20 protein-coding genes are annotated in these 23,338 nt (G+C 71.5%); 12 read left to right on the top strand and 8 right to left on the bottom strand.

Annotation, left to right across the window (positions count from 1 at the left end; all coding sequences use genetic code 11):
* Positions 1 to 108: 108 nt before the first annotated feature.
* The gene (gene dxs, locus ACLBWX_RS11855) at positions 109 to 2,061 is read left to right on the top strand and encodes a 1-deoxy-D-xylulose-5-phosphate synthase (RefSeq protein WP_447677266.1); all 1,953 of its coding nucleotides are present in this window, start codon (positions 109 to 111) and stop codon (positions 2,059 to 2,061) included.
* A gap of 54 nt (positions 2,062 to 2,115) precedes the next feature.
* Here the strand turns inward: dxs and ACLBWX_RS11850 are convergent, their stop codons facing one another.
* Positions 2,116 to 2,679, bottom strand: a complete 564-nt coding sequence (locus ACLBWX_RS11850; protein ID WP_447677253.1) for a superoxide dismutase family protein — start codon at positions 2,677 to 2,679, stop codon at positions 2,116 to 2,118.
* A gap of 323 nt (positions 2,680 to 3,002) precedes the next feature.
* Between ACLBWX_RS11850 and ACLBWX_RS11845 the strand changes: the two genes are divergently transcribed.
* On the top strand, positions 3,003 to 3,596 hold the full coding sequence (locus tag ACLBWX_RS11845) for a hypothetical protein (RefSeq protein WP_447677252.1): 594 nt from the start codon (positions 3,003 to 3,005) through the stop codon (positions 3,594 to 3,596).
* Between the two features lie 79 nt (positions 3,597 to 3,675).
* Here the strand turns inward: ACLBWX_RS11845 and ACLBWX_RS11840 are convergent, their stop codons facing one another.
* Positions 3,676 to 3,909 carry a GcrA family cell cycle regulator gene (locus tag ACLBWX_RS11840; RefSeq protein ID WP_447677251.1) on the bottom strand — a complete coding sequence of 78 codons (234 nt, stop codon included), beginning with the start codon at positions 3,907 to 3,909 and terminating at the stop codon, positions 3,676 to 3,678.
* Positions 3,910 to 4,367: 458 nt separating this feature from the next.
* Between ACLBWX_RS11840 and ACLBWX_RS11835 the strand changes: the two genes are divergently transcribed.
* The 6 genes from ACLBWX_RS11835 to ACLBWX_RS11810 all read left to right on the top strand — a co-directional run bounded on the left by ACLBWX_RS11835 (position 4,368) and on the right by ACLBWX_RS11810 (position 9,647).
* Positions 4,368 to 6,011 (top strand): inorganic phosphate transporter, encoded by a 1,644-nt coding sequence (locus ACLBWX_RS11835; protein WP_447677250.1) that lies wholly within the window; start codon positions 4,368 to 4,370, stop codon positions 6,009 to 6,011.
* An 89-nt stretch (positions 6,012 to 6,100) separates the two neighbouring features.
* Positions 6,101 to 7,114 carry an NAD-dependent epimerase/dehydratase family protein gene (locus ACLBWX_RS11830; protein WP_447677249.1) on the top strand — a complete coding sequence of 338 codons (1,014 nt, stop codon included), beginning with the start codon at positions 6,101 to 6,103 and terminating at the stop codon, positions 7,112 to 7,114.
* A 150-nt stretch (positions 7,115 to 7,264) separates the two neighbouring features.
* The gene (locus ACLBWX_RS11825) at positions 7,265 to 8,017 is read left to right on the top strand and encodes an ABC transporter permease (RefSeq protein WP_056469165.1); all 753 of its coding nucleotides are present in this window, start codon (positions 7,265 to 7,267) and stop codon (positions 8,015 to 8,017) included.
* A gap of 1 nt (position 8,018) precedes the next feature.
* Positions 8,019 to 8,777, top strand: coding sequence for an ABC transporter ATP-binding protein (locus ACLBWX_RS11820; protein WP_447677248.1), 759 nt, complete (start codon positions 8,019 to 8,021; stop codon positions 8,775 to 8,777).
* Between the two features lie 114 nt (positions 8,778 to 8,891).
* The gene (locus tag ACLBWX_RS11815; protein ID WP_447677247.1) at positions 8,892 to 9,140 is read left to right on the top strand and encodes a DUF2842 domain-containing protein; all 249 of its coding nucleotides are present in this window, start codon (positions 8,892 to 8,894) and stop codon (positions 9,138 to 9,140) included.
* Between the two features lie 105 nt (positions 9,141 to 9,245).
* On the top strand, positions 9,246 to 9,647 hold the full coding sequence (locus ACLBWX_RS11810; protein WP_447677246.1) for a hypothetical protein: 402 nt from the start codon (positions 9,246 to 9,248) through the stop codon (positions 9,645 to 9,647).
* Positions 9,648 to 9,652: 5 nt separating this feature from the next.
* Here the strand turns inward: ACLBWX_RS11810 and ACLBWX_RS11805 are convergent, their stop codons facing one another.
* A complete protein-coding gene (locus ACLBWX_RS11805) occupies positions 9,653 to 10,732 on the bottom strand; it encodes a polysaccharide deacetylase family protein (RefSeq protein WP_447677245.1) in 1,080 nt (359 codons plus the stop codon).
* 205 nt (positions 10,733 to 10,937) lie between these two features.
* Between ACLBWX_RS11805 and ACLBWX_RS11800 the strand changes: the two genes are divergently transcribed.
* Entirely contained in the window at positions 10,938 to 12,131 is a 1,194-nt protein-coding gene (locus tag ACLBWX_RS11800; protein WP_447677244.1) for a GNAT family N-acetyltransferase, read from the top strand.
* Positions 12,132 to 12,211: 80 nt separating this feature from the next.
* Here the strand turns inward: ACLBWX_RS11800 and ACLBWX_RS11795 are convergent, their stop codons facing one another.
* Positions 12,212 to 14,533 (bottom strand): GumC family protein, encoded by a 2,322-nt coding sequence (locus tag ACLBWX_RS11795; RefSeq protein WP_447677243.1) that lies wholly within the window; start codon positions 14,531 to 14,533, stop codon positions 12,212 to 12,214.
* A gap of 186 nt (positions 14,534 to 14,719) precedes the next feature.
* On the opposite strand from ACLBWX_RS11795, the gene ACLBWX_RS11790 reads away from it, so the two are divergent.
* From ACLBWX_RS11790 to ACLBWX_RS11780, 3 genes are all read left to right on the top strand, one after another.
* Positions 14,720 to 15,292 (top strand): polysaccharide biosynthesis/export family protein, encoded by a 573-nt coding sequence (locus tag ACLBWX_RS11790; RefSeq protein ID WP_056469148.1) that lies wholly within the window; start codon positions 14,720 to 14,722, stop codon positions 15,290 to 15,292.
* Between the two features lie 211 nt (positions 15,293 to 15,503).
* Complete coding sequence (locus tag ACLBWX_RS11785) at positions 15,504 to 16,778, top strand: glycosyltransferase family 4 protein (RefSeq protein WP_447677242.1); 1,275 nt, start codon at positions 15,504 to 15,506, stop codon at positions 16,776 to 16,778.
* A 72-nt stretch (positions 16,779 to 16,850) separates the two neighbouring features.
* Positions 16,851 to 18,377, top strand: coding sequence for an undecaprenyl-phosphate glucose phosphotransferase (locus ACLBWX_RS11780; RefSeq protein WP_447677241.1), 1,527 nt, complete (start codon positions 16,851 to 16,853; stop codon positions 18,375 to 18,377).
* Between the two features lie 88 nt (positions 18,378 to 18,465).
* Here the strand turns inward: ACLBWX_RS11780 and ACLBWX_RS11775 are convergent, their stop codons facing one another.
* From ACLBWX_RS11775 to ACLBWX_RS11760, 4 genes are all read right to left on the bottom strand, one after another.
* The gene (locus ACLBWX_RS11775; RefSeq protein WP_447677240.1) at positions 18,466 to 18,825 is read right to left on the bottom strand and encodes a hypothetical protein; all 360 of its coding nucleotides are present in this window, start codon (positions 18,823 to 18,825) and stop codon (positions 18,466 to 18,468) included.
* A gap of 245 nt (positions 18,826 to 19,070) precedes the next feature.
* Positions 19,071 to 21,503, bottom strand: coding sequence for a TonB-dependent receptor (locus ACLBWX_RS11770; RefSeq protein WP_447677239.1), 2,433 nt, complete (start codon positions 21,501 to 21,503; stop codon positions 19,071 to 19,073).
* Between the two features lie 257 nt (positions 21,504 to 21,760).
* Entirely contained in the window at positions 21,761 to 22,396 is a 636-nt protein-coding gene (locus ACLBWX_RS11765) for a hypothetical protein (protein ID WP_447677238.1), read from the bottom strand.
* Entirely contained in the window at positions 22,396 to 23,280 is an 885-nt protein-coding gene (locus ACLBWX_RS11760; RefSeq protein ID WP_447677237.1) for an ABC transporter permease, read from the bottom strand. Before ACLBWX_RS11760 ends, ACLBWX_RS11765 begins: the two co-directional genes overlap by 1 nt.
* Positions 23,281 to 23,338 lie beyond the last annotated feature (58 nt).

The raw sequence follows: 23,338 nt of genomic DNA, 5'->3' as shown, positions 1-23,338 counted from the left end.
CAAGAAACCTCGCAAGACAAGATCGCGCAAGAGAAGGCCGCGCGGGAGAAGGTCTCTCCGGGCCTGGCGCAGGCGTCGTCGGTGTCGTCCTCGGAGGCGACGGCGATCCTGGACGGTCTGGCGGAGCCTTCGGCGCTGCGGCGGCTGCCCGAGAGCGCGCTTCAGGCGGTGGCGGACGCGGTGCGCACCGAGATGATCGACGCGGTCTCGGTCACGGGCGGGCATCTGGGTTCGGGGCTGGGCGTGGTCGAGCTGACCGTGGCGCTCCATCACGTGTTCGACACCCCCGACGACCGCATCGTCTGGGACGTCGGCCACCAGGCCTACCCGCACAAGATCCTCACGGGCCGGCGCGACCGCATCCGCACGCTGCGCCAGCCCGGCGGCCTGTCGGGCTTCACCAAGCGCTCGGAGAGCGTCTACGATCCGTTCGGGGCGGCCCATTCCTCCACCTCGATCTCGGCGGCGCTGGGCATGGCGGTGGCGCGCGACCTCGACGAGGCGGCGGCCAAGGCCAAGGGCTCGGCCGCGCCCAAGCGCCGCAACATGGTGGCGGTGATCGGCGACGGCTCGATGTCGGCGGGCATGGCCTACGAGGCCATGAACAATGCCGGCGCCCTGCACTCGCGCCTGATCGTCATCCTCAACGACAACGACATGTCGATCGCGCCCCCCGTGGGCGCCATGTCGGCCTACTTCGCGCGGCTGGCCTCGGGGGGCACCTACCAGTCCCTGCGCGAGACCGCCAAGCAGCTGGGCAAGCTCCTGCCCAAGGGGCTCTACCAGCGCGCGGCCGCGGCCGAGGAATACGCCCGCTCCCTGGTGGTGGGCTCGGGCACGATGTTCGAGGAGATGGGCTTCCACTATGTCGGACCCGTCGACGGGCACAATCTCGACCATCTGCTGCCCGTCCTGAAGAACGTGCGCGACAGCGAGCAGGGGCCGATCCTGCTGCACGTCGTGACCCAGAAGGGCAAGGGCTACGCACCGGCCGAGGCCAGCGCCGACCGCTACCACGGGGTGGTCAAGTTCGACGTGCTCTCGGGGGTCCAGGCCAAGGCCAAGCCGAACGCGCCGGCCTACACCCGGGTGTTCGGCGAGAGCCTGATCAAGTGCGCCGATGCCGACGACAAGGTGGTGGCGATCACGGCGGCGATGCCGGGGGGCACGGGCATCGACCTGTTCGGCAAGGCGCATCCGGAGCGCACCTTCGACGTCGGCATCGCCGAGCAGCACGCGGTGACCTTCGCGGGCGGCCTGGCGACGGAGGGCTACAGGCCGTTCGTGGCGATCTACTCGACCTTCCTGCAGCGGGCCTACGACCAGGTCGTGCACGACGTGGCGCTGCAGAACCTGCCCGTGCGCTTCTGCATGGACCGGGCGGGACTCGTCGGCGCGGACGGGGCGACGCATGCGGGCGCCTTCGATCTGGCCTATCTCTGCTGCCTGCCGAACATGACGGTGATGGCGGCCTCGGACGAGGCCGAGCTGGTGCACATGGTGGCCACGTGCCACGCGCACGACAGCGGCCCGATCGCCCTGCGCTACCCGCGCGGCGAGGGCGTCGGCGTGGACCTGCCCGAGCGCGGCGACGTGCTGCCGATCGGCCGGGGCCGGATGGTGCGCGCGCCCGAGGGGGCGCGGGTGGCGCTGCTGGCGCTCGGCACGCGGCTGTCGGAGGCGCTGAAGGCGGCCGACGCGCTGGAAGCGGAGGGGATCGCGGTGAGCGTGGCGGATGCGCGCTTCGCCAAGCCGCTGGACGAGGCGCTGATCCTGGACCTGGCCGGCCGCCACGAGGTGCTGGTGACGCTGGAGGAGGGCTCGGTGGGCGGCTTCGGGGCGATGGTGCTGCACCTGCTGGCCGAACGCGGCGCGCTGGATGCCGGCCGGGTCCGGGTGCGCACGCTGACGCTGCCCGACACCTACCAGGACCACAACACCCCCGACGCCATGTACGCCGAGGCCGGCCTCGACGCCGCAGGCATCCTCAAGACCGTCAAAGCCGCACTCCCCGAGCGGAAGGTGCGCGGCGCCAAGCTCGTCAGCGTCGTCCAGAAGTAGTTCGGCTCTGGAGGAACCCCGCGGGGCCGAGGGCTCCGCGGGACTGCGCGAGGCCTACTTGATGACCGCGCAGGCGATGCGGGCCCCGGCGCCGCCGATCGGCTGGGTGGTGTGATCGTCCTCGTTGGCATGGATGATCAGCGCCGAGCCGTCGCCGTCCTTGAGGGCGCCCTCGCCGGTCAGCGGCGTCTCGCTCGACACCTCCGCGTTCACCGACCCGTCGGCATTGGCGAAGACGTTGGGCAGGTCGCCCTCGTCCGGGCCTTCCGGGTTGAGCAGGCCGTGCTTGCTCTGGTCGTGGTTCACGTGGGCCTTCGACTTCTCGAACTTCGCGGTGTCCGAGCAATCGCCCACGGCGTGGAAGTGGATGCCGTGCCAGCCGGGGGGAAGGCCGCCGGGCTGGATCGTCACGCGCATGACGAGGGAACTCGCACCGTCGCGGATCACGATCTTGCCGATGGGCTCGCCCTTCCCGTTCTGGATCGGGCTCTCGAAGGTCTGCGGTGCCGCGGGGGGCGCTGCCTCCGCGGGCGCGGCCGGGGCGGGCTGCGCGAGGGCAGTCTGGGCGGCGAAGGCCGTGCTCGCCGCGAGGGCGAGGACCGACGGAAGTCGTCTCATGAAATGGCTCTCCTCTCCACGCCGGGTACGCCAGTGGAGCGTCAACGAAGATGGTCCCGGGGCGATCCACGGCAATGCCGGGGATGCGCGACCTTTCCCATGCCGCGGACGGCGAGGCCAGATGCCGTGACCGTTGCGAGCACCTGTGTTCTCCGGCACGAAGACGTTCCGGATGCGTGGACGGGGTCTTAAGGTTTCGCTAAGTTTCCTGCGACGAGGTCGGTATCGGAGCCTGATTCACCAAGTCTCTGCCGGTGGACGGGCTCTAGAACTTGGCGCGGTGTCATCAGTGATTGCAGCGTAAGGCTCGTTGGGAGGTTTTCATGACGTTCGTCGTCCCTCGCCGTCTCGGGTACTTTGCTCTCGTGATCGGCCTCCTGCCCACCCTGGCCCTGTCGGAGACGCCGCAATCCTCGGCATCCGGCCGGACCTGGACCGATCCGCCGGCTCGCGGCGCCGCCGAGGTCAAGCCCGCGCCGGCGGCCGAGGCCCCGGGCCGCGCCGCCGCGCCCGCGACTCCCGCCGAGGTCAAGCGCCCGACGCAGGCGGCGGCCCGGGCGCCCAAGAGCGTACGCCGGAATACCGAAGCGCGCGTGCGGGTCACGCAGCGGACGGCCTCCGCGCCGCGTCACCCAGCCATCCGCGCGGTGGCGCGCACGCCAGCCGCCCCGGACCGTGCCGTGCGCCGCCTCGCCCGGCGGCCCGCCGCCTACGCCGCGCGGCCGCCGGTGATTCGTTACAGCTACGGGGCGGCTCCGGCACCGACGGGAACGTTCGTGTACGAGGACGACCGGGCGCGCCGGATCCGGCAGGCCCAGGAGGCCGGCTACCTCGTGGTCCGGTCCCGCAGCATCGAGTTTCCCGACGGCCGGCGCCTGCGCACCTACCGCCCCTACGAGGAGGAGAGCGACGACTAGGATTCGGCCGGCGGCGCAAACGAAAACCCCGCCGGGGATGCCGGCGGGGTTCGGGGCAGATCGAGGCCGAGCCTGCGGATCAGCGCAGGCGGCCGGGCCGGGCGGGCTCGAACACGACGCGGCGGTGGAAGGCGCACCAGCTCTTGCCGTCCGGCGCCGGGGCGCCGCAGCAGACGGCGCGGTCGTTTGGCTCGCCGATGATGAACTTGCACACGAAGGCACCGGACTGCGCGAACGGCACCCGCAGCTCGGCGGAGGGCTCGGCGATGGCATCGGCCTCGCCGACCTGTGACATGCGGACAAGCTGGTTCATGGATCAGATGACTCGCGGACTGTCTCTCGCGGGCGGGGCCCGGCGGATTGTGGCGGATCGGGAGCGTGTCGCCTTCGGGAGGACCTCTCCCCTGCATGGATTCAGCGGGCGGCCCGCGGACATGATTGGGAAGATTCGCCGACCCTCAGCGGGCCGAAAGCGCGGCCGAACCGGACGCGACAGCGTCATGATGCTGTTATATCTGGGGTTTGCCCTCCAGCAAACAAGTGCCGACGCATGCGTGTGTTGCAGCGCACAGCTTTCGCGGACCTTGCTCAAGGCGCCGAACACGGGTTTGGGTCCGCGCACGAACCAGCATCGGGTTTCATCCCTGCTCCCGTGCATTGTTTGGGTCGCTGTCATCGTCCTGTGACAGGATCGTCATAGGGGCGGAGCGTGCGGGGCGTCGCGGCGGGATCATCCCGCCTGCGTGATCGCCCTGCCGAGGGACCCGACTCATGGCCGACGCGATCGCCCCCGGACTTCGCTCCGCGCCGCCGCAGACGGGGTCGGGGCGCCGCCCCGGCCCGAACCTCGACGGCGGCATCCACGTCTCGGGCCTCGTCGCCTTCGCCCTCGTCCTCGCCGGCGGGCTCGCCTATGCCGGCTACAGCCTGATCCACGACATGAACGCGGTGGGCGAGACGCCGCTGGCGACCGGGGCCCTGGCGCTCCTCGCCCTTGCGCTCCTCATCGCCCTGGCCTTCGAGTTCGTGAACGGCTTCCACGACACCGCCAACGCGGTGGCGACGGTGATCTACACCCACGCGATGCCGCCGGTGGTGGCGGTGGTCTGGTCCGGCGCCTTCAACTTCCTCGGGGTCATGCTGTCCTCGGGCGCGGTGGCCTACGCCATCGTTACCCTCCTGCCGGTGGAGCTGATCCTGCAGGTCGGCTCGTCCGCCGGCTACGCGATGATCTTCTCGCTCCTGATCGCCGCGATCCTGTGGAATCTCGGCACCTGGGCGCTCGGCCTGCCGAACTCCTCCTCCCATGCGCTGATCGGCTCCGTGATCGGCGTCGGCCTCGCCAACCAGCTGATGGCGCCCGAGGGCCAGGGCACCTCCGGCGTCGAGTGGGGGCAGGCCGTGAAGGTGCTGGAGGGGCTGCTGTTCTCGCCCGTCCTCGGCTTCGTCCTGGCGGCCCTGCTGCTCCTGGCCATGAAGGCGGTGGTCAAGCGACGCGACCTCTACGAGGCGCCCCAGGGCGAGGCCCCGCCTCCGCTCTGGATCCGCGGCCTGCTCATCCTCACCTGCACCCTGGTGTCGTTCTTCCATGGCGGCAACGACGGCCAGAAGGGCATGGGCCTAATCATGCTGATCCTGATCGGCGCGGCCCCCACCGCCTATGCCCTCAACCGCACCATGTCGGACGACATGACCCCGGTCTTCGTGCAGCAGTCGAAGGACGCCAGCGCGGTGTTCGCGGCCCGGGCTGGAACCGCGGCGCGCCCCGACGCGGCGGCCGCCCGCGGCCAGGTCGGCGAGGCCCTGCGCACCAAGGCGCTGAACACCCCCGCCGTCTACGCGGCGCTCGCCGCCCTCGCCGACGACATCGCCGCCTCGGTCCAGCGCCACGGCGCGATCCGCCAGGTGCCGGCCGCCGCGACCCCGAACCTGCGCAACGACATGTACCTCGCCGCCGACGCGGTGCGGCTGCTGCCCGGCGCCGGCGCCGGCTTCCCCGAGGCGGAGGGCAAGACCCTCAAGGCCTACGAGGGCCTGCTCAACGACGGCACCCGCTACATCCCGACCTGGGTGAAGGTCTGCGTCGCCCTGGCGCTCGGCCTCGGCACCATGGTCGGCTGGAAGCGCATCGTCGTCACGGTGGGCGAGCGCATCGGCAAGACCCACCTCACCTACGCCCAGGGCGCCTCTGCCGAGATGGTGGCCGCCGGCACGATCGGCCTCGCCGAACTCTACGGCCTGCCCGTCTCCACCACCCACATCCTGTCGAGCGGCGTCGCCGGCACCATGGCGGCCAACGGCTCGGGCCTGCAGGTCGCGACGGTGCGCAACATGGCGCTCGCCTGGGTGCTTACCCTCCCGGCGGCCATCACCCTGGCGGGCGGGTTGTTCTTCATCCTGCGGCACGTGTTCTGACGGGCGGTCCCGGCTTTCTTGAGGTCGCGCGGCGCTGCGTGTAGGTCGGGGGTGGGCGCGATCCGGTTCGGACGGCCGCCAGGAACCCCATGCGCGTCTTCGTGACCGGCACCGCCGGCTTCATCGGCTATCACCTCGCGCGGCGCCTCCTCGACGAGGGCCACGCCGTCACGGGGTTCGACGGCTTCAGCGACTATTACGACGTCGCCCTGAAGCGGGCGCGACACGCCGACCTCGCGCGCGATCCCGGTTTCACCGCCGTCGAGGCCCGGCTGGAGATGCCGGGCGCCCTGCGGGAGGTGGTCGGGCGGGCCGAGCCCGACATCGTCGTGCACCTCGCGGCCCAGGCGGGCGTGCGCCACAGCCTGGAGAATCCCGGCGCCTACGTGGAGGCCAACCTCGTCGGCATGGCCAACCTGATCGAGGCGGTGCGGGCGCACCCGGTGCGCCACCTCCTGTTCGCCTCCACGAGCTCGGCCTATGGCGGCAACACGGCGCTGCCGTTCCGCGAGACCGACCCGGCGGTGACGCCGCTGACCCTCTACGCCGCCTCCAAGATCGCCGGCGAGGCGATGGCGCATGCCTACAGCCACCTGTTCGACATCCCCACGACGGCCTTCCGGTTCTTCACCGTCTACGGTCCCTGGGGCCGGCCGGACATGGCGCTGTTCCTGTTCACCCGAAAGATCCTGGCGGGCGAGCCGATCACGGTCTTCGCCGGTGGCACGGCCGAGCGCGACTTCACCTATATCGACGACCTCGTCGGAGCGGTCCGGGGCCTGATCGACCGTCCCCCGCCCCGCCCCGGCGACGGGGAAGGCCCGGCCTGCGCCGGCGACACCCTGAGCCCGGTGGCGCCGTTCCGCCTCGTCAACATCGGGGGCGGTCGCCCGGTCCGGGTCGACGCGATGATCGACGAACTGGAGCGGGCTCTCGGCGTCCGCGCCGAGCGCATCCTCCAACCCCTGCCTCCCGGCGACGTGCCCCGCACCGAGGCGAGCACCGACCTGCTGCGGGCGCTGATCGGTGCGGTGCCCGAAACGCCGCTCAGCACCGGCATCCCCGCCTTCGTGGCGTGGTACCGGGGCTATTATGGGGTCTGATCCCCGAGGTCCCCGCTCCGGTCACCCTCCGCCGCAGACCCGTTCCCCTCCGTTCCGACCGAAGCATGTCCCTCCGATGATCCCCTGTTTCTTCCCGCCCCGGCGCGTCCGCCGAGACGGCTCGTCCCACGGCGTCGCGGGCGGCCGGCCATGATGGCCCTGCGCTCCACCGCCCTGGCGGCGGCCGGGCTCCTCGCCTTCCTGGTGTTCTGGGAGGCGATGCCGCGCCTCGGCCTCATCAACCCGGCCTTCCTGCCGCCGCCGAGCACGATCCCGGCGGCCTTCCTCAACGAGGTGCGACTCGGCGTCTGGGGCGAGGCGGTCCTGTCGAGCCTCAGCCACTACGTGACCGGCCTCGCCGTCGGCGCGGGAGCGGGCATCGCGCTCGGCCTCCTCAGCGGCATGTTCCGCTGGTTCGAGGCGGCGACCGCCTGGATCGTGCGCCTGCTGCGGCCGATCCCCGGCCTCGCCTGGGTGCCCTTCGCCATCATCTGGTTCGGCGTCCAGCCCGAGGCCGCCGTCTTCATCATCGCCATCGGCGTGTTCTGGATCGTGTTCTTCGCGACGCAGGGGGCGGTACGCGGCGTCGACCGCGACCTCGTCGAGGTGGCGCAGGCCTTCGGCTTCGGCTCGCCCTGGTCCCGGCTCACCAAGATCCTGCTGCCGGCCGCGACCCCGGGCATCCTCGTCGGCCTGCGCACGGCGCTCGGCCAGGCCTGGATGGCGGTGGTGGCCGCCGAGATCTTCGGCGTGCCCGGCGTCGGCGCCCGGATGATGCAGGCCTCGAGCCTGCTCTCCACCGACATCGTGGTCGTCTACATGCTCACCATGGCCGCCCTCTACGGCCTGTTCGACACGGCCTTCGTCGCCCTCCAGGGGTGGCTCCTACGGTGGCGCGCCTGAGATGTCCGAGCCGATCATTTCCATCGCGGGGCTGGAGCTCGCCTACGCGCGCGCCGGCACCCGCAACGTCATCCTGGCGGACCTCGACCTCGAGGTGGCACGGGGCGAGTTCCTCGTCATCGTCGGGGAATCCGGGGTCGGCAAGTCCACCGTCCTGCGCGTGCTGATCGGGCTGGCCCAGCCGAGTTCGGGCAGCGTGCGCCTCCGGGCCCGCCCCGACTGCCGCACGCCCATGGCCCTGGTGTTCCAGGATGCGCGGCTCCTGCCCTGGCGCCGGGTCATCGCCAACGTCGCCTTCGGGCTCGAGGGAAGCGGCCTGTCCAAGGCCGAGCGCCTGGCCAAGGCGCAGGCGATGCTCGACCTCGTGGGCTTGAGCGACCTCGGTCAGCGTTGGCCGCACCAGCTCTCCGGTGGCCAGCGCCAGCGCGTCGCCATCGCCCGGGCGCTCGCCGTCGATCCGGACGTGCTCCTCATGGACGAGCCGTTCTCGGCGCTCGACAGCTTCACCCGCGAGGGCCTGCAGGACGAACTGCAGCGCATCCAGGCGGCGACGGGCAAGACCATCCTGTTCGTCACGCACGACATCGACGAGGCGGTGACGCTCGCCGACCGGGTCGTCGTGCTCGCCGGCAGCCCGGGCCGGCTGTCGGCCGAGATGCCGATCACGGTGCCCCGGCCCCGGCGCCGGCGCGACGCCGCCCTGCAGGACGCCGCCCGGCAGTTGCGGATGGAGTTGTCGAACCGTTCGGCGGAGCTCTAGCGCGAAGGGTGCGAAAGACGGGTGCGAAAAGGGTCGCGGGCCCGGCCGTTGCCATCGCTCGCGCGGCGCTCTACCCCCGCTGGGACCCACCCGTTCGCTTCGAGGACATGGCCGATGCGCCGCCGCACCCGCTCGCTGATCGGCACGATCGTGATGCTGGCCTTCATCATCGTCTACGCGCCGCTCGCCATGGCGCTCGCCGACAGCCGGATCTCCGAGACGCCGGCGCCCGTGCAGGCGGTGCTCTACGCCCTGCTCGGCATCGCCTGGATCTTCCCGCTCATGCCGCTGATCAGCTGGATGGGCAAGAGCGATGTGGGTGAGACCGACGTGACCCGGAACGATGCCGGGAACCGGGGCTGATACCCCGGGATCTCGGGAGAAAACGTCGGTCCGCGTCGGGTTTTCGCCGCACTCGCGGCCCAGAAGCGCGCCGTGTCATTCGTCAAAAGGCCGTCGTTCCGCTCAATGCTAAGCCTGCGCACGCCCTCGCTCCTGCTCGGCCTCGCGATCCTGTCGGTCCTGTCGCTGCAGCCCGCGCGGGCGCAAGGGGCGCCGCGCTCGGTCTCTGATTGTGAGCGCCTGAAGAACGACCTCGCCTACAACCAGTGCCTCGCCATGTTCGGCCCGGCCGCCAAGAACGTCGCCAGCGGCGTCTCCTCCGGGGCGGCCTCGGCCGAGGTCGCCAGCGCCCTCGCGGCGATTCCGCAGAGCATCGCCGCGAGTGCCGCCGCGACGGGGGCGGCCATCGCCTCCATCGGGCACCGCACGCGGCGCGGGCGCCACGCGCGCTACGGCCGCCAGAGCGCCAGCTTCGCCATCGCGGGCGGCGAGAGCCGCTCCTATCGCCGGCACCGCCGCCGGCGCTGAGCCCGTCAGCCGACGTTGAGCCGGCGGCCCCGGTTCCAGGCCAGGAACGGCACCCCCGAGAGCAAGGCCGAGAGCGCGGCCTCCGTCTGGTGGTGGCCGTTCACCGAGACCCGCGGCAGCGCGTGCAGGTGGTCCGCATGGGCCGCGAACAGGTGGCCCGGCCGGGTCGTCACCGCCGTCGCGAAGCCGAGGTCCCGGGCGAGGGCGAAGTCGCGCGGGCCGGCCGAGGTCGGATCGCCCACCGGGTAGGACAGGTGCGCCACCGGGCGGCCGAGTTCGGCCGCGATCCGCGCCCGCCCCTCCGCGATCTCCCGACGTGCGACCGCCTCGTCGTGCTTGGCCAGCATCGGGTGGCTGAGCGTGTGGGCGCCGAAGGTCAGGAGCGGATCGCGGCCGAGGTCGCGCAGCTCGGACCAGGACAGGCAGAGGTCGCCCGCCATGGCGCCCGGGACCAGGCCGGCCTCGGCGCAGAGGCCGGCGATGACCGTCAGGAGCCGCGCCTCCGGTCCCGACCGCAGGTGGCGGTAGACCCTGTCGAAGGCCGCGGATTTCTCGATCGCGTCGCGGGCCGGCAGGTCGAGCCCGGCCTCGGGCACCCGGACCCGGTCGAGGCGTCCGATCGCCGCCTCCAGCTCGAGCCACCACAGACGCCCCTGCCCGCTCGCGAAGTCGCTGGTGAGAAACAGCGTCCAGGGCGCCCCGTGCCGCCGCAGGATCGGGGCCGCATGCTCGGCATTGTCGCGGTAGCCGTCGTCGAAGGTGAGCGCCACGAAGGGGCGCCCGCCCGCGGCGAGGCGCTCCGGCAGGGCGTCGAGGCCGATGATCTCGAAGCCGCGCCGGCGCACCAGCCCCAGGGTCCGGTCGAGGAAATCGGGGGTGATCGCCAGCAGGCCGTTGGGGGCGTAGGCCCCCGGGGGCCCGGGACGGACGTGGTGGAAGGTCAGGATCAGCCCGCGTCCGCGCGCCACCGGGCCGAGCCAGAGGTCCGCCCGGCTCGCCGCGATGGCGCGGAAGCCGGCGGCGAACAGGCGGTGGCGCCGGCTCAAGCGGGGCGTCGGGGTCGCGGAGGGGTCGGGCGCGGACATGGTCGATCCGTTTCGGCGGCCCCGCAGGGGAGCACGCCAACCGGCAAGGTTTCGTTACCCACGCGCGCAGACGGCGGGTCGGTCCGGCCCGGCGTCACCGGTGGGTTAAGGGCTGTCGGTCCAGGGTCGGCGCACCATTCCGGAGGGTCCCGACCCGCCGGTCGCCCAGCATGTTGGCGAAGATGATAATGGCAAGGATGATCGCATGGCCGCTCTCGCCCATGAACTGACCGGAGCCGGAGCGATGCGCGCGCGGGAGCGGCCCGGCCTCGCCGCGGAGGTCTTCCACGATCTCGCCGTCGCCGAGGCCCTGTGGCGCGCCCTCGAGGCCGATCCGGCCGTGCTGGCGACGCCCTACCAGCGCTTCGACTGGGTCGCGGCCTTCGCCCGGACGCTGCCGGACGCGGATCTGCGCATCGTCGTCCTGCGCGACGCGGCCGGGCGTCCGCGGGTGCTCCTGCCCCTCGTGGTCGCCCGCGAGGGCGGCGCCCGGGTGGCCCGGATCGTCGGCGCCAAGCACGCCAACTACCACATGCCGCTCTTCGCCTCGCGCGAGGCGGCGGCGATGCCCCCGGAGGATCTGGCGGAGGCCCTGCGCCGGCTCGGCCGCGAGACCGGGATCGACGTGTTCGCCCTCTCGCACCAGCCCCGCTTCTGGGACGGCGCCGCCAATCCCCTGCACCATCGGGCCGAGCCCTCTCCGAGCGACGGCTACGGGCTGATCCTCGGCCCCGACCCGGACGCGACGCTGAAGCGCGTCTTCAGCAGCGATGCCCGCAAGAAGCTGCGCGCCAAGGAGCGCAAGCTCGTGGAGTCCTTCGGACCCGTGGCCTGCCGGCGTGCCGAGACCTCCGAGGAGGCCGGGCGCTTCCTCGCCGCCTTCTACGCGCAGAAGGCCGCGCGCTTCGCCGCCATGGGCCTCGCCGATCCCTATGCCGATCCTGCGGTGCGGGACTTCCTCTCTCTCGCGGCCTCCCCGGCGGGCGGCTCGGTCCTCGAGGTGACGGCCCTCGTAGCCACCGAGACCGGCCGCGTCTTCGCGGTCTTCGCCGGGGCGGTCGACGGGCAGCGCTACAGCGGCATGTTCACCGCCTTCGACGCCGACCCGGCGGTGAGCCGGTCGAGCCCGGGCGACATCCTGCTGCACCACCTGATCGGCGACCAGACGGCCCGGGGCCGGCGGAGCTTCGATCTCGGCGTCGGCGAGGCCCGCTACAAGAGCAGCATCTGCGACGAGACCATCGAACTCGGCGAGGTCGCCCTGCCGGTGACCCTGCGCGGCCAGGTCTTCGCCCTCCGGACCATCGCCGCCGCCCGCCTCAAGCGCCGCATCAAGCGCGACCCGCGCCTGATGGCCCTGGTGACGCGCCTGCGCCGGCGCCGTGCGGCGGCGGAGTGACCATCCTCCGGAACGCGCGGCACCGCCCGCGCGGATGCGAGGGCGGTGCCGCGTGAGATTCGACGATCGGGGCGGCCGGTTCACGCGGCCGAGCGGCGCAGGGGCATCGCATCCTCGGAAAAGGCCGGCATCTCGGGGGCGAGGGACGCGGCGGCCTGGTCCTGGGCCACCAGGATTTGGGCGGCGCCGGAGGCCTCGGCCAGGGCGTAGAGGTCGAGGAGGTCGGCGTCCTCGGGGTCGCGGTCCGAGGCGAGGACCACCGTGTCCATCCGGCCGCCGGCCACCGCGAGGATGTCCCGGGCGGTCTGGGCCTGCGGCGTGCCGAGGCGGCACACCACCCAGTCATAGGCCTGGGCCAGGGCGTCGAGGGTGATCGCCAGGGCCTGCGGCTCCTCGGCGAGGATGCCTGCGTCGACGAAGCCGCGCGGGATCGCGTGCAGGCGCGAGCCGGGGATCGACTGGATGACGTCCGCGAAGGCGGCCTCGCCCGCCACGAGGTCGGTGAGGCCGACATCCTCCGCGCCGCAGGCGGGACCGTTGAGATCGACCACCACGACGCTCGCGCCCGCCGCGAGGCTGCTGCCGAGGCTGACCGCGAGGCCCGCCTCGGTGCGCTTGGCCGGCACCGCCTCGACCACCAGGACGGTTCGGCCCTCCCCGGACAGGGCCGGCCCGGCGCCCGTGCGCAGGCGGGTAATGAGCGTGTCGAGGGCATAGGCGCCCGCTTCCGCCGTCGCCGCTTCGGGCGCGGCCGGGGTGGCCTCGGCCCGGGCCGGGGCCAGCGTCGGGCGGACGGTCGCCGCCTCGGGTGTGGCGGCGGCCTGGACCGGCATCACGGCGGCCGTCAGCGGCGCACCGGCGGCGTCGCCCTGGCGCGCCATCGCCAGGGAGGCTTCCGGAAAGGCGAAGGGCCGGTGGTGATAGGCCGGGCGCTCGGCGCCGGTCTCGGTTTCCTCCTCGCGCCGGCGGCGGCGGCCCGGGCCGTCGGGATCCCCGAGGAGGTGGCGGGCGATGACGCCGCCCGTGGAGAACAGGAGGCCGAGCACCGCCGCCAAGAGCACGATCGGGAGCTTCTTGGGGAAGGACGGCGTCTCGGGCGTGATGGCGCGCGAGACCACGCGGGCATCGGCCGGGGCGGCGCTCTCGGCGTCGCGGGCCGAGGCCTCGCGGTAGCGGGCGAGGTAGGATTCGAGCTGCTCGCGCTGGGCCTTCGCCTCGCGCTCCAGGGCGCGCAGCTGGACCTCGCTGGAATTGCCCTTCGAGACCACGTCGCGCTGCGCGTCGACCGCCGCGCTCAGGCTCTCGACCCGGGCCTCGGCGATGCGGGCGTCGTTCTCCAGGGTGCGGACCACGCGCTCGGCGGTGGCCTTGATCTGGGCATCGAGGTCCGAGATCTGTGCCGTCAGTTCCTTGATGCGCGGGTGGGCCGGCAGCAGGGTGCGGGACTCGAGGGCGAGCTGGTTGCGCAGGGTGATGCGCTGCTCGACGGTCCGGCGGATGATCTCGTTGTTGGCCACATCCGGGATCTCGAAGGCGCGACCGTCCTTGATCATCTCCTTGATCAGCTTGGCGCGGCCGGCGAGGTCGGCCTTGGCGGTGCGGGCCTGGGAGAGCTGCGTCGACAGCTCGCCGAGCTGCTGGGCGCCGAGGGGCTGGCCGGCGGCGCCGCCGGTGGCGATCAGCCCGTGGCTGGCCCGGTAGGTCTCGACCTTGGCCTCGGCGTCGGCGACGCGGGTGCGCAGGGTCTCGATGTTGCCGCCGAGCCAGGTCGAGGCGTAGCGGGCGGTGTCGGTCTTGGCCGCGTCGAGGGACGCGATGTAGAGTTCCGCGATGGTGTTGGCCGCCTGCGCCGCCAGGTGCGGGTCCTTCGAGCGGAATTCCACCGTGAGGATGCGCGACTTGCCGGCCGGGTAGACGGCCAGGCGGTCGAAGTAGGTCTCCAGCATCCGCTCCTCGGGCGGGCGCTCCATCGGGTTGCTGGCCAGCCCGATCATCATCAGGGCGCGCTGGAGCGGGCCGAAGCCGGAGACGCCGGGATCGAACTCGGCGTTGCCGGCGAGCGACAGCCGGCGGATCGCCTCGCGGGCGAGGTCGCGGGACATCACCACCTGCACCTGGCTCGCCACCGCCTGTTCGTCGATGGGCTGGGTCTGCTCGCCGCGCTCCTGCGCGGTGCGGGTGTAGGGGGTGTCGCGGCTCTCCAGCAGGATCTTCGCCTCGCCGGTGTAGCGCGGCGAGACCACCTGCACGAAGGCGATGGCGCCGATGGTGACGAGGGCGGTCGGGACGACGATCCAGCGCCAGGACCGGCGCAGCAGGCCGGCGAGCTGCGACAGGCCCAGGCCCTCGCTCTCGGCGGGGGGCGCATCGCGTGTGGGCTCGAACGGCGAAGAGCGGGGCATGGCTCGATCTTTACGCAAGGCAAGGATGTCGACCGCGAGATGGCCGGCTTTCCGCGACTAGACTGGTTTAAGGTTGACCGGACGTTAAGAACCGCGCGCTTCGTGGAGGCCGATGCGGGACGTCAGTCTTCGTTAACCATATCGGCTTACCACCCGTTGGGAATTCTCCTCACGACGGCAGTGGTGATGAACCGGCGATCACTCCTCTTAGCACTCTCGTCGAGCCTGGCGCTCGGCGGCTGCCTGCGCCCGGATTTCCGGACCGACCAGCTCGATGCCACGGGCACCGGCTCCATCGGCGCGCGCTACACGCTCTCCGCCGGCGACCGCCTGCGGGTCATCGTCTTCGGCCAGGACAATCTCTCGAACATCTACGCGGTCGACGGGGCGGGCAACATCGCCATGCCGCTCATCGGCCTCGTGAAGGTCGGTGGCCAGCCCACCAGCCAGGCGGCGCGGACCATCGAGGCCAAGCTCTCGTCCGGCTTCGTGCGCGAGCCCCACGTCACCGTGGAGGTCGACGCCTACCGGCCGTTCTACATCCTCGGCGAGGTCACGACCTCGGGTCAGTATCCCTACGTCAACGGCATGGCCGTCGAGACCGCGGTGGCGATCGCCGCCGGCTTCGGCCCCCGCGCCGCCCGCGATTACGCGGTGCTCACCCGCGAAGGCCGGGACGGCCTCGTCTCCGGCATCGTGCCCATGACGTACCCGGTGCGCCCCGGCGACACCATCGTGATCAAGGAGCGGTTCTTCTGAGAGCCGGCCGACGAAACCTCTTCGGAGGCGGGAAATCCTGCCTCGGCGATTAGGATTCGCCTAACTCATCTGAGAACTATTCCGCTGATCCGGCCATTCGCACGCATTTGCGCGGGCGTCGGCTTAACGGTCCGCGCACCTGTGCCGCGCCAAGGTCCCCCGATGGACGAGCGGCCCGACCGCTCGCGCAACGGTGCGTGGAGCAGCTGTCGTGAACGCGTTCACCCTCGGTCAGACCGGCGCCATCGGGCCGGGTCCCGCGATCCATGCCGCCTCCGGCGGCTTTGGCCTCGCGATCCATGCCGCCTCCAGCGGCCTCCCCGCCCAGCGCATCCTCCACGTCTTCCGCGCACCGGTGGGCGGCCTGTTCCGGCACGTGTTCGACCTCGCCCGGCTCCAGGCTGCGGCCGGGCACCAGGTCGGGATCGTCTGCGACGCCTCCACCGGCGGCGAGCGCGCCGCCCAGGCCCTGGCCGACCTCGCCCCCTCCCTCGTCCTCGGCATCACGCGCCTGCCCATGCGGCGCAACCCGCACCCCTCCGACCTCGCGGTCCTGCGCGCCATCGCCCGGCGGGCCGCAGCGGTGGGCGCCACCGTCCTGCACGGGCACGGGGCCAAGGGCGGCGTCTATGCCCGCATGGCCTCCGTGCCCGGCCTCTCGCCGATCCGCGCCTACACGCCCCACGGCGGCAGCTACAACTACAAGCCCGGTACCCTGCGCCACCGGTTCTACATGGGCCTGGAGCGCCTGATGGGCCTGCGCACCGACGTGTTCCTGTTCGAGAGCGAGTACGTCGCCGGGCGGCACCGGGCCTTCGCGGGCGACCCGCGCCGCATCACCCGCATCGTCCACAACGGCATCGGCGAGGCGGAATTCGCCCCCATCGTCCCGGCCGAGGAGCGCTACGATCTCGTCTATATCGGCGAGCTGCGCGACGCCAAGGGCGTGCCCTTCCTCCTCGACGCGCTCCTGCGTCTGCGCGCCGCCGGCCGCCCCCTGCGCCTGCTCATGGTCGGTTCCGGCCCCGACGCGGCGATCCTGGCCGAGCGGGTGGTGGCGATGGGCCTCGGCGACGCCGTGGCCTTCGAGCCGCCTCAGGCGATCCGCCCGGTGCTGGCCCGGGGCCGGCTCATGGTGGTGCCCTCCCTGGCCGAATCCCTGCCCTACGTGGTGCTGGAGGCGGCCGCCGCCTGCCAGCCCCTCGTGGCCACCAATGTCGGCGGCATCCCGGAGATCTTCGGCGCCGCCGCGTCCGAGCTGGTGCCGCCCCGCGACGGGCAGGCGCTGGCGCAGGCCATCGCCCGGGTCCTCGACGAGGAGCCCGCCGCCTGCCGCCGACGCTTCGAGGCCCTCGCGGCCTCGGTCCGCGCCCGGTTCCCGATGACGCGCATGGGGTCGGACGTGCTCTCCGGCTATGCCGCGGCCCTGCGCGCCCGGGCTCCCGGCACCGGCCCCGGCCCCGCCATGGCCTCCACGGCGCCCTGAACCCGCCTCGCCGACCCGACCCCCGACCCTCTGCCCGATCCCAAGACGCGTATCCGAGCCCGAAAGCCAGCCATGAGCGCCTTCGATGTCCGTGACCTGCTGGATGCCGCCGGCCGGTTCGCCACCTCGGTGGAGGGAAGCCCGCCATCCGCGCTGCCGCCCGCCGAGGCGCGGGTGCACCCGGCGGCCCCGAAGCTGCTCTCCCCGGTGGTGCTCGCCGGCTGCGTCCGGATCGCGGAGTTCGTCCTCGTCGCCGGCCTCGGCATCGTGATCCAGCGGCTGCAGCTCGCCGGCATCGTGCCGCTCTCGCCCCGCTACCTCGCCGCTTCCTTCGGCCTCGCCGTCCTGGCGGTGTGCCTGCTGCAGGCCTCGGGCGCCTACGGCATGGCCGCCTTCCGGACCCTGCGCGGATCGGCGCTGCGGCTGGTGGGCGCCTGGTCGCTGGCATTCCTCCTGGTGGCCACCGCCATGGTGTTCGCCAAGATCGCCGACCACTATTCCCGGGTCTGGATGGCGAGCGTCTTCGTCGCCGGCCTCGCCGCCCTCGTGGCCGGGCGGCTCGCCCTCGCCTGGTTCATCACCGCGCAGATGCAGCGCGGCCATTTCGACCGCCGCACGGCCATCGTCGGCGGCGGTCCCGTCGCCGAGGACCTGATCCGCGCCCTCGACGCCCAGTCGGATTCCGGCGTGCGCATCGTCGGCGTCTTCGACGACCGCGGCGACACCCGCTCCGACACCGTGGTGGCGGGCTATCCGAAGCTCGGCACCGTGAGCGACCTCGTCGCCTACGCCCGCACGACGCGCCTCGACCTCATCATCTTCACGATCCCGATCGCCGCCGAGGACCGCATCCTGCAGATGCTGGCCAAGCTCTGGGTCCTGCCCATCGACATCCGCCTCTCGGCCCAGGCCTCGAAGCTGCGCCTGCGCCCGCGCGCCTATTCCTACCTCGGCGCGGTGCCGGTGCTCGACATCTTCGACAAGCCGATGGCCGACTGGGACATCGTCGCCAAGAGCGTCTTCGACCGGGTCGTCGGCCTCGCGATGCTGGTGGCGCTCGCCCCCGTGATGCTCGCGGTCGCCCTGGCGGTGCGCCTCACCTCGGCCGGCCCGGTGCTGTTCCGGCAGAAGCGCTACGGCTTCAACAACGAGCTGATCGAGGTCTACAAGTTCCGCTCGATGTACGTGAACCAGAGCGATGCCGGCGCCGCCCGTCTGGTGACCCGGGACGATCCCCGCGTCACCCCCGTCGGCCGCTTCATCCGCAAGACCTCGCTGGACGAGCTGCCGCAGCTCTTCAACGTCATCAAGGGCGAGCTTTCCCTGGTCGGGCCGCGCCCGCACGCTCTCCAGGCGAAGGCCGCCAACACCCTCTACGACCAGGTGGTGGACGGCTACTTCGCCCGCCACAAGGTCAAGCCCGGCATCACCGGCTGGGCCCAGGTGAACGGCTGGCGCGGCGAGACCGACACCAGCGACAAGATCCAGAAGCGCGTCGAGCACGACCTGCACTACATCGAGAACTGGTCGATCCTGTTCGACGTGAAGATCATGCTCGCGACCCCGGTCTCGCTGTTCCGCACCAAGAACGCCTACTGATCCGGACCCGCCGCCGAACGGAACAAGGGCCGCTCCCGCGAGGGGGACGGCCCTTGTCTCGTTCGGCCTTGACAGGCGGAGCGTCGTCCTACGGGAGGGCGCCGGCCTTCTTCTTGACCTCGGTCATCGTGTCCTCGCAGCCCTTCATGTCGCCGGCCTTGTCCTGGGCGCGGGCCTTCTTGATCAGGTCGCGCGCCTCGGCCACGCCGCCGGCGCTCGCCGTGGTGGACGGGTCGGTCGGCTTCACGTTCGGCGCCTTGTCGAGGGCTTTCTCGGAATGCGACGAGGTCGGGCCCCCCGGGGGCTCCTTGCCGGTGACCTGCTCGGCGCCCGCGCTGTCGAGGCGGCGCTCGATCGTGGCGATCTGCTCGGAACAGGACGAGGCGAAGGCGGGTCCGGCCGCGCCGAGGAGGACGAGGGCGGCGGGCAGGACGATAGCGATCCGCATGGATGGGCTCTCCGGGGTGGGGACCGCCCGCGAGGGCGGCCCATGTCGGGGTGTCGGGGTGTCGCGAGAGAAGCGCCCGCCGGCGGGCGGAGTTCCTTTCCGGACCGCCCGCCCCCGAGGCCCAAGCGTCGCAGCCTGCCCGAGCGCCGCGGCCTGCCCGAGTGCCGCGGCCCGGCCAACGCGAAGGGGGCGCGGATCGTCCCCGACCCGCGCCCCCTTCCGTCCGTCCCGCCCGACGCGTCGGGCTACCAGGTCACGCGCACGCCGCCATAGGCCGAGAGCGGCTGCACCAGGGTCGTGGTGCGCGGGTCGTTGATCACGAAGTTGCCCGCCACCGGGCCGGTCTCGGCGAAGGTGCCGAAATTGGCGTAGCGGTTGTTGAAAAGGTTGGTGACCAGGGCGAAGACCTGCACGTTCGGGCTGATCTGGATGCTCGTGTTCAGGTTCGCGGTGAAGTAGGCCGGCAGCTTGCGGTTGATGTTCGACTCGTCGCCGCGGAAGTAGGACGACGAGAACGCCTGGAAGTTCAGGCCGAAGGTCCAGATCGGCGTGATCAGGTAGTTGAACCCGGCCTTGAACTGGTGGTTCGGGATCAGGGGGACGTTGTTGCCGCGCCGCACGTTGATGAGGCCGTCATCGGCGAGCGGGTTGTTGGGCGAGGACAACTCGCCCGCGAACTGGAAGGTGGCGTCGATCAGGGCGTAGTTGCCGTAGAGGCTGAGCCGCTCGCCGACATATTCGCCCGAGACCTCGATGCCCTGGCGCTGGGTGGCCGGCACGTTGACGAAGTAGCCGCGGGCGGCGTTGCCCGGCACCGCGACCTGCAGGATGTCGTTGCGCAGGTCGGTGCGGAAGGCGCCGATCTTGTAGTTGAACAGGCCGTTCTCGTAGAAGTTCGGCACGGTGCCGCGGAAGCCCACCTCGTAGGTCTGGCCGGTGACCTGCTTGAGCGGCGGATCGGCCACGAGCGAGTTCGGCAGCAGGCAGGGCCGGTCGGGATTGGCGCAGGCGAGTTCGAGCGGAGTCGGGGCGCGGTTCGACTCGGAGTAGCCGCCGTAGAGGTTCAGCCAGGGGAAGAAGCGGTAGGTCGCGCCCACCACCGGGTTCACCTTGGTGAAGTAGTGCGTGCCCGTCACGTCCGGCGAGAAGCCGGTCTGGTCCTGGGTCGAGATCCGGGCGAAGTTCAGCCGGGCGCCGGCGGTGAGCGACAGGGCGTCGGTGACGTCGAAGGTGTCGAGGGCGTAGAGGCCCATGTAGAGGTTCGAGCCCGTGACGTTGCTCGGCGCGATGCCGAGGGCCGCCGCCGTGCGGATCGCCTCCGTGCCGAGGCCCGGGATCGTGCCGTAGTTCGGGTTGAGCGGATCCGTGGTGACGCTGAGGTCGGGGTTGATCACCCCGAGGCTGCTCGACGACTTGTAGGTGTAGTTGGCCGCATCGATGCTGCCGCCCACCACGAAGGTGTTGTTGTGGCCGAAGACCTGGTCGCGGTTGGTCGCCTGCAGGGTGCCGCCGTAGCCGACGGCCTCGGTGCGGATCGTGTCGAGGGTGCCGTAGGGGACGCCCGCCGTGAAGGGGATGCGCTGGCCCTGGCGGCCCAGGATGGTGAACTGGTCGCGGAAGGCGCGGTCGCTCAGAGCGCCACGCTCGAACCCGTCATCCTCGAAGCAGAGGAAGCCGCGGTTGCTGGAGCGCGTGCTGCACTGCTCGAAGTTGCCGTCGTTGCCGTCGATCACGAACTGGCTCAGGCGGCGCACGTAGGCATTGCCCTGCAGGTCCCAGGTCGGCGAGACCGCGACCTTGCCGGTGACCTGGATCTGGCCCTGCTCGGTGGAGATGGTCTGGGGCGAGGTGAAGATCGCCCGCTCGTTGGCGCGGGTGAAGTCCACCGGCGTGGCGGCGGCGGCGCCGAAGAAGGTCTTGGCGCCCGACGCGATGATGTGGAACTCGGAATCCAGGGTCTTGTGGCCGAGATCCGCGTAGACGCGGCCGATCTCGGAGGGCGAGCGGAGGCGCCAGCCCTCGTCGCGCAGGCCCTCGCCGGCGAAGTAGAAGCTCCAGGGTCCGATGACCTCGCCGTATTGCAGCGAGCCGAGGATGCGGCCGTTGGAGCCGCCGCTGACGGTGATCTCCTTGCCCTGCCAGGTGAAGCCGTTCTTCATCTCGATGTTGATCGCGCCGCCGAGCGCGTTGAGGCCGAAGACCGGGTTGCCGGTGACGATGTCGATCCGGTTGATCGCCACCGAGGGGATCAGGTCCCAGTTCACCACGTCGCCGAAGGCTTCGTTAATGCGCGCACCGTTCTGGTAGACGGCGAGGCCCTGCGGCGCGCCCTGGAGCGGCGAGGCGTCGAAGCCGCGATAGGTCAGGGTCTGGCGGAAGCCGTTGCCCTGCCCGTCCGACAGGTTCACGCCCGGCGTCTTGCGCGCCAGGGTGAAGGTCGGGTCGAGGGTGGCGCGGTCCTGCGCGAAGTCGGCCGCCGTCACGGTCTCGACGGTGTTGGGAATCTTGTAGAGGGACTGGCCGCCGCCGCCGCCCGTGGCGCCGACCGGGGTGGTCGCGACCACGTCGAGCTCGCTCAGCGTCACCGATTGCTGGCCGCCGGCCCCCTGCGCCAGCACGGCGCTCGGCAGCAGGGCCACCGACAGCAGCAAGCTGCTCCGCAGTGTCCGTCTCGTCATCCCCAGTCCCCCAAGATCGTCTTCGTGTGCTGCCCCTTGGCCGGGGCTTCGAAAACAGTCTTGCGAGGATCGGATGCTGAGAACAATCGCGCGCTGCGGGGATTCGGCGCTTTTGCGCGTTGCTCGCTTCCTTGGCCGCGCGGCGTGGCACGGCGGACACGATTTTTCTTACGATTTCAAAGGTTTGGGGAGAGTTCAGCAAGTTGCCCGGGAGAATGTGGCAAGGCGGTCCGGGGCCGCCGGACCGCCGGGCCTCGTCAGAGGCGGGCCTGGATCTTGCGGGCGATCTCGCCGAGGCGCTGCTCGAGCAGGGTCGGGACCTCGCAGACATAGGACAGGGACTGGCTGCGCTCCTGGAAGATGCGCCGGTCCCAGGTGAACTTGGTCTCCAGCTCCGAGGCGTCCTTGGGGATGTCGCGGGCGTCCTGCGCGCTCGGCGCATCCTTGGTGGCGCTGATCTGGTCCGCCTCCTCGCGGATGCGCTCGGCCATGCGGCGCTGGCCCTGGGCGTAGCGGCCGATGCCGGCGATGACCTTGTTGCGCTCGCCGTTGAGGACTTCGAACACGCCGGCGAAGACCCGGGTGAGGCGCTTCTCCTTGTCGGCGCCGGCCTTGGCGGCGAAGTCGTCGAGGAGCGGGTCGACCTCGGACAGCGGCGTGCGGCGGGAGGCGATCTTCTGGGCCAGCGCCGCGGACTCGAAATCGTCGCCCCAGGGGCCGGCCGCCTCGAGATCCGGCCCGGTCCAGACCGTGCCCGCGCTCAGAGTCGAGACCTTGCGCTGGACGCAGGGCCAGTCCGGATCGGATTTCGGCTGGGCGAGGACCGGCCCGGCGCCGAGGCCGAGGAGGGCGAGGCCGGCGAGGGCGCGGAGGGGGAGCGTGCGAGAAGTCATCAGGAATTGTCTCCGGCCGGGCCGCCGCGCCGGGCCATGATGCCACGGCCCGGATCGTAGGCGACGACGGCGAGGGTGAAGAAGGCGAGCGTGGTCCCCACGACCACCGCGCAGGCGATCGGCTCGAACTGCCCGTAGAGGGCGAAGCGCACGAGCTGCACCGCGTGGGAGAAGGGGTTGAGCTGGCAGATCCAGTACAGGGTCTCGGAGGATTCGCGGATGCGCCAGAGGGGGTAGAGCGCCGACGAGGCGAAGAACATCGGGAAGATCACGAAGTTCATCACGCTGGCGAAGTTCTCCAGCTGCTTGACCATGGAGGAGAGCAGCAGGCCGATGGCGCCGAGCATCAGCCCGGAGGCGATGAAGGCCGGCAGCGCCGCCAGGTAGCCGATGGCCGGGATGTCGAGCTCCCAGAACCACGCGATGGCCAGGAACGCGTAGGCCTGCACCACCGAGACGGTGACGCCGGCGATGAGCTTGGCGAGCAGGAGCAGCCAGCGCGGATAGGGACTCGTCAGCAGCACCTTCATCGAGCCGACCTCGCGGTCGTAGACCATCGAGAGCGAGGATTGCATGCCGTTGAAGAGCTGGATCATCACGGCGAGACCCGGGACCACGTAGACCTCGTAGAGCACGTAGGTCTGGTAGGGCGGCTCGATCGAGACGCCGAGCGTGTTGCGGAAGCCCGCCGCGAAGATGAACAGCCAGACCAGGGGGCGGACGAGGGCCGAGAAGAAGCGCTCCTTCTGGTTGAAGAAGCGCAGGAGTTCCCGGCGCACGATGCCGCCGAGGCAGATCAGGTAGCCGACGGCGTCGAGGCGCCCGAGATGGGGGACCGGCTTCTCGGACAGGGCTGGGGCGGCTGGTGCGAGGGTCTTGGTCATGCGGACAATCGCTCGTTCTGCGCGCAGCCGAACCCTCCCCCCTCTGCGGGGGAGGATG

It is taken from the genome of Methylobacterium sp. M6A4_1b, assembly GCF_053345175.1.
Note: the sequence above shows the minus strand (reverse complement) of the source record. Positions and strands in the feature narration are given on the sequence as shown.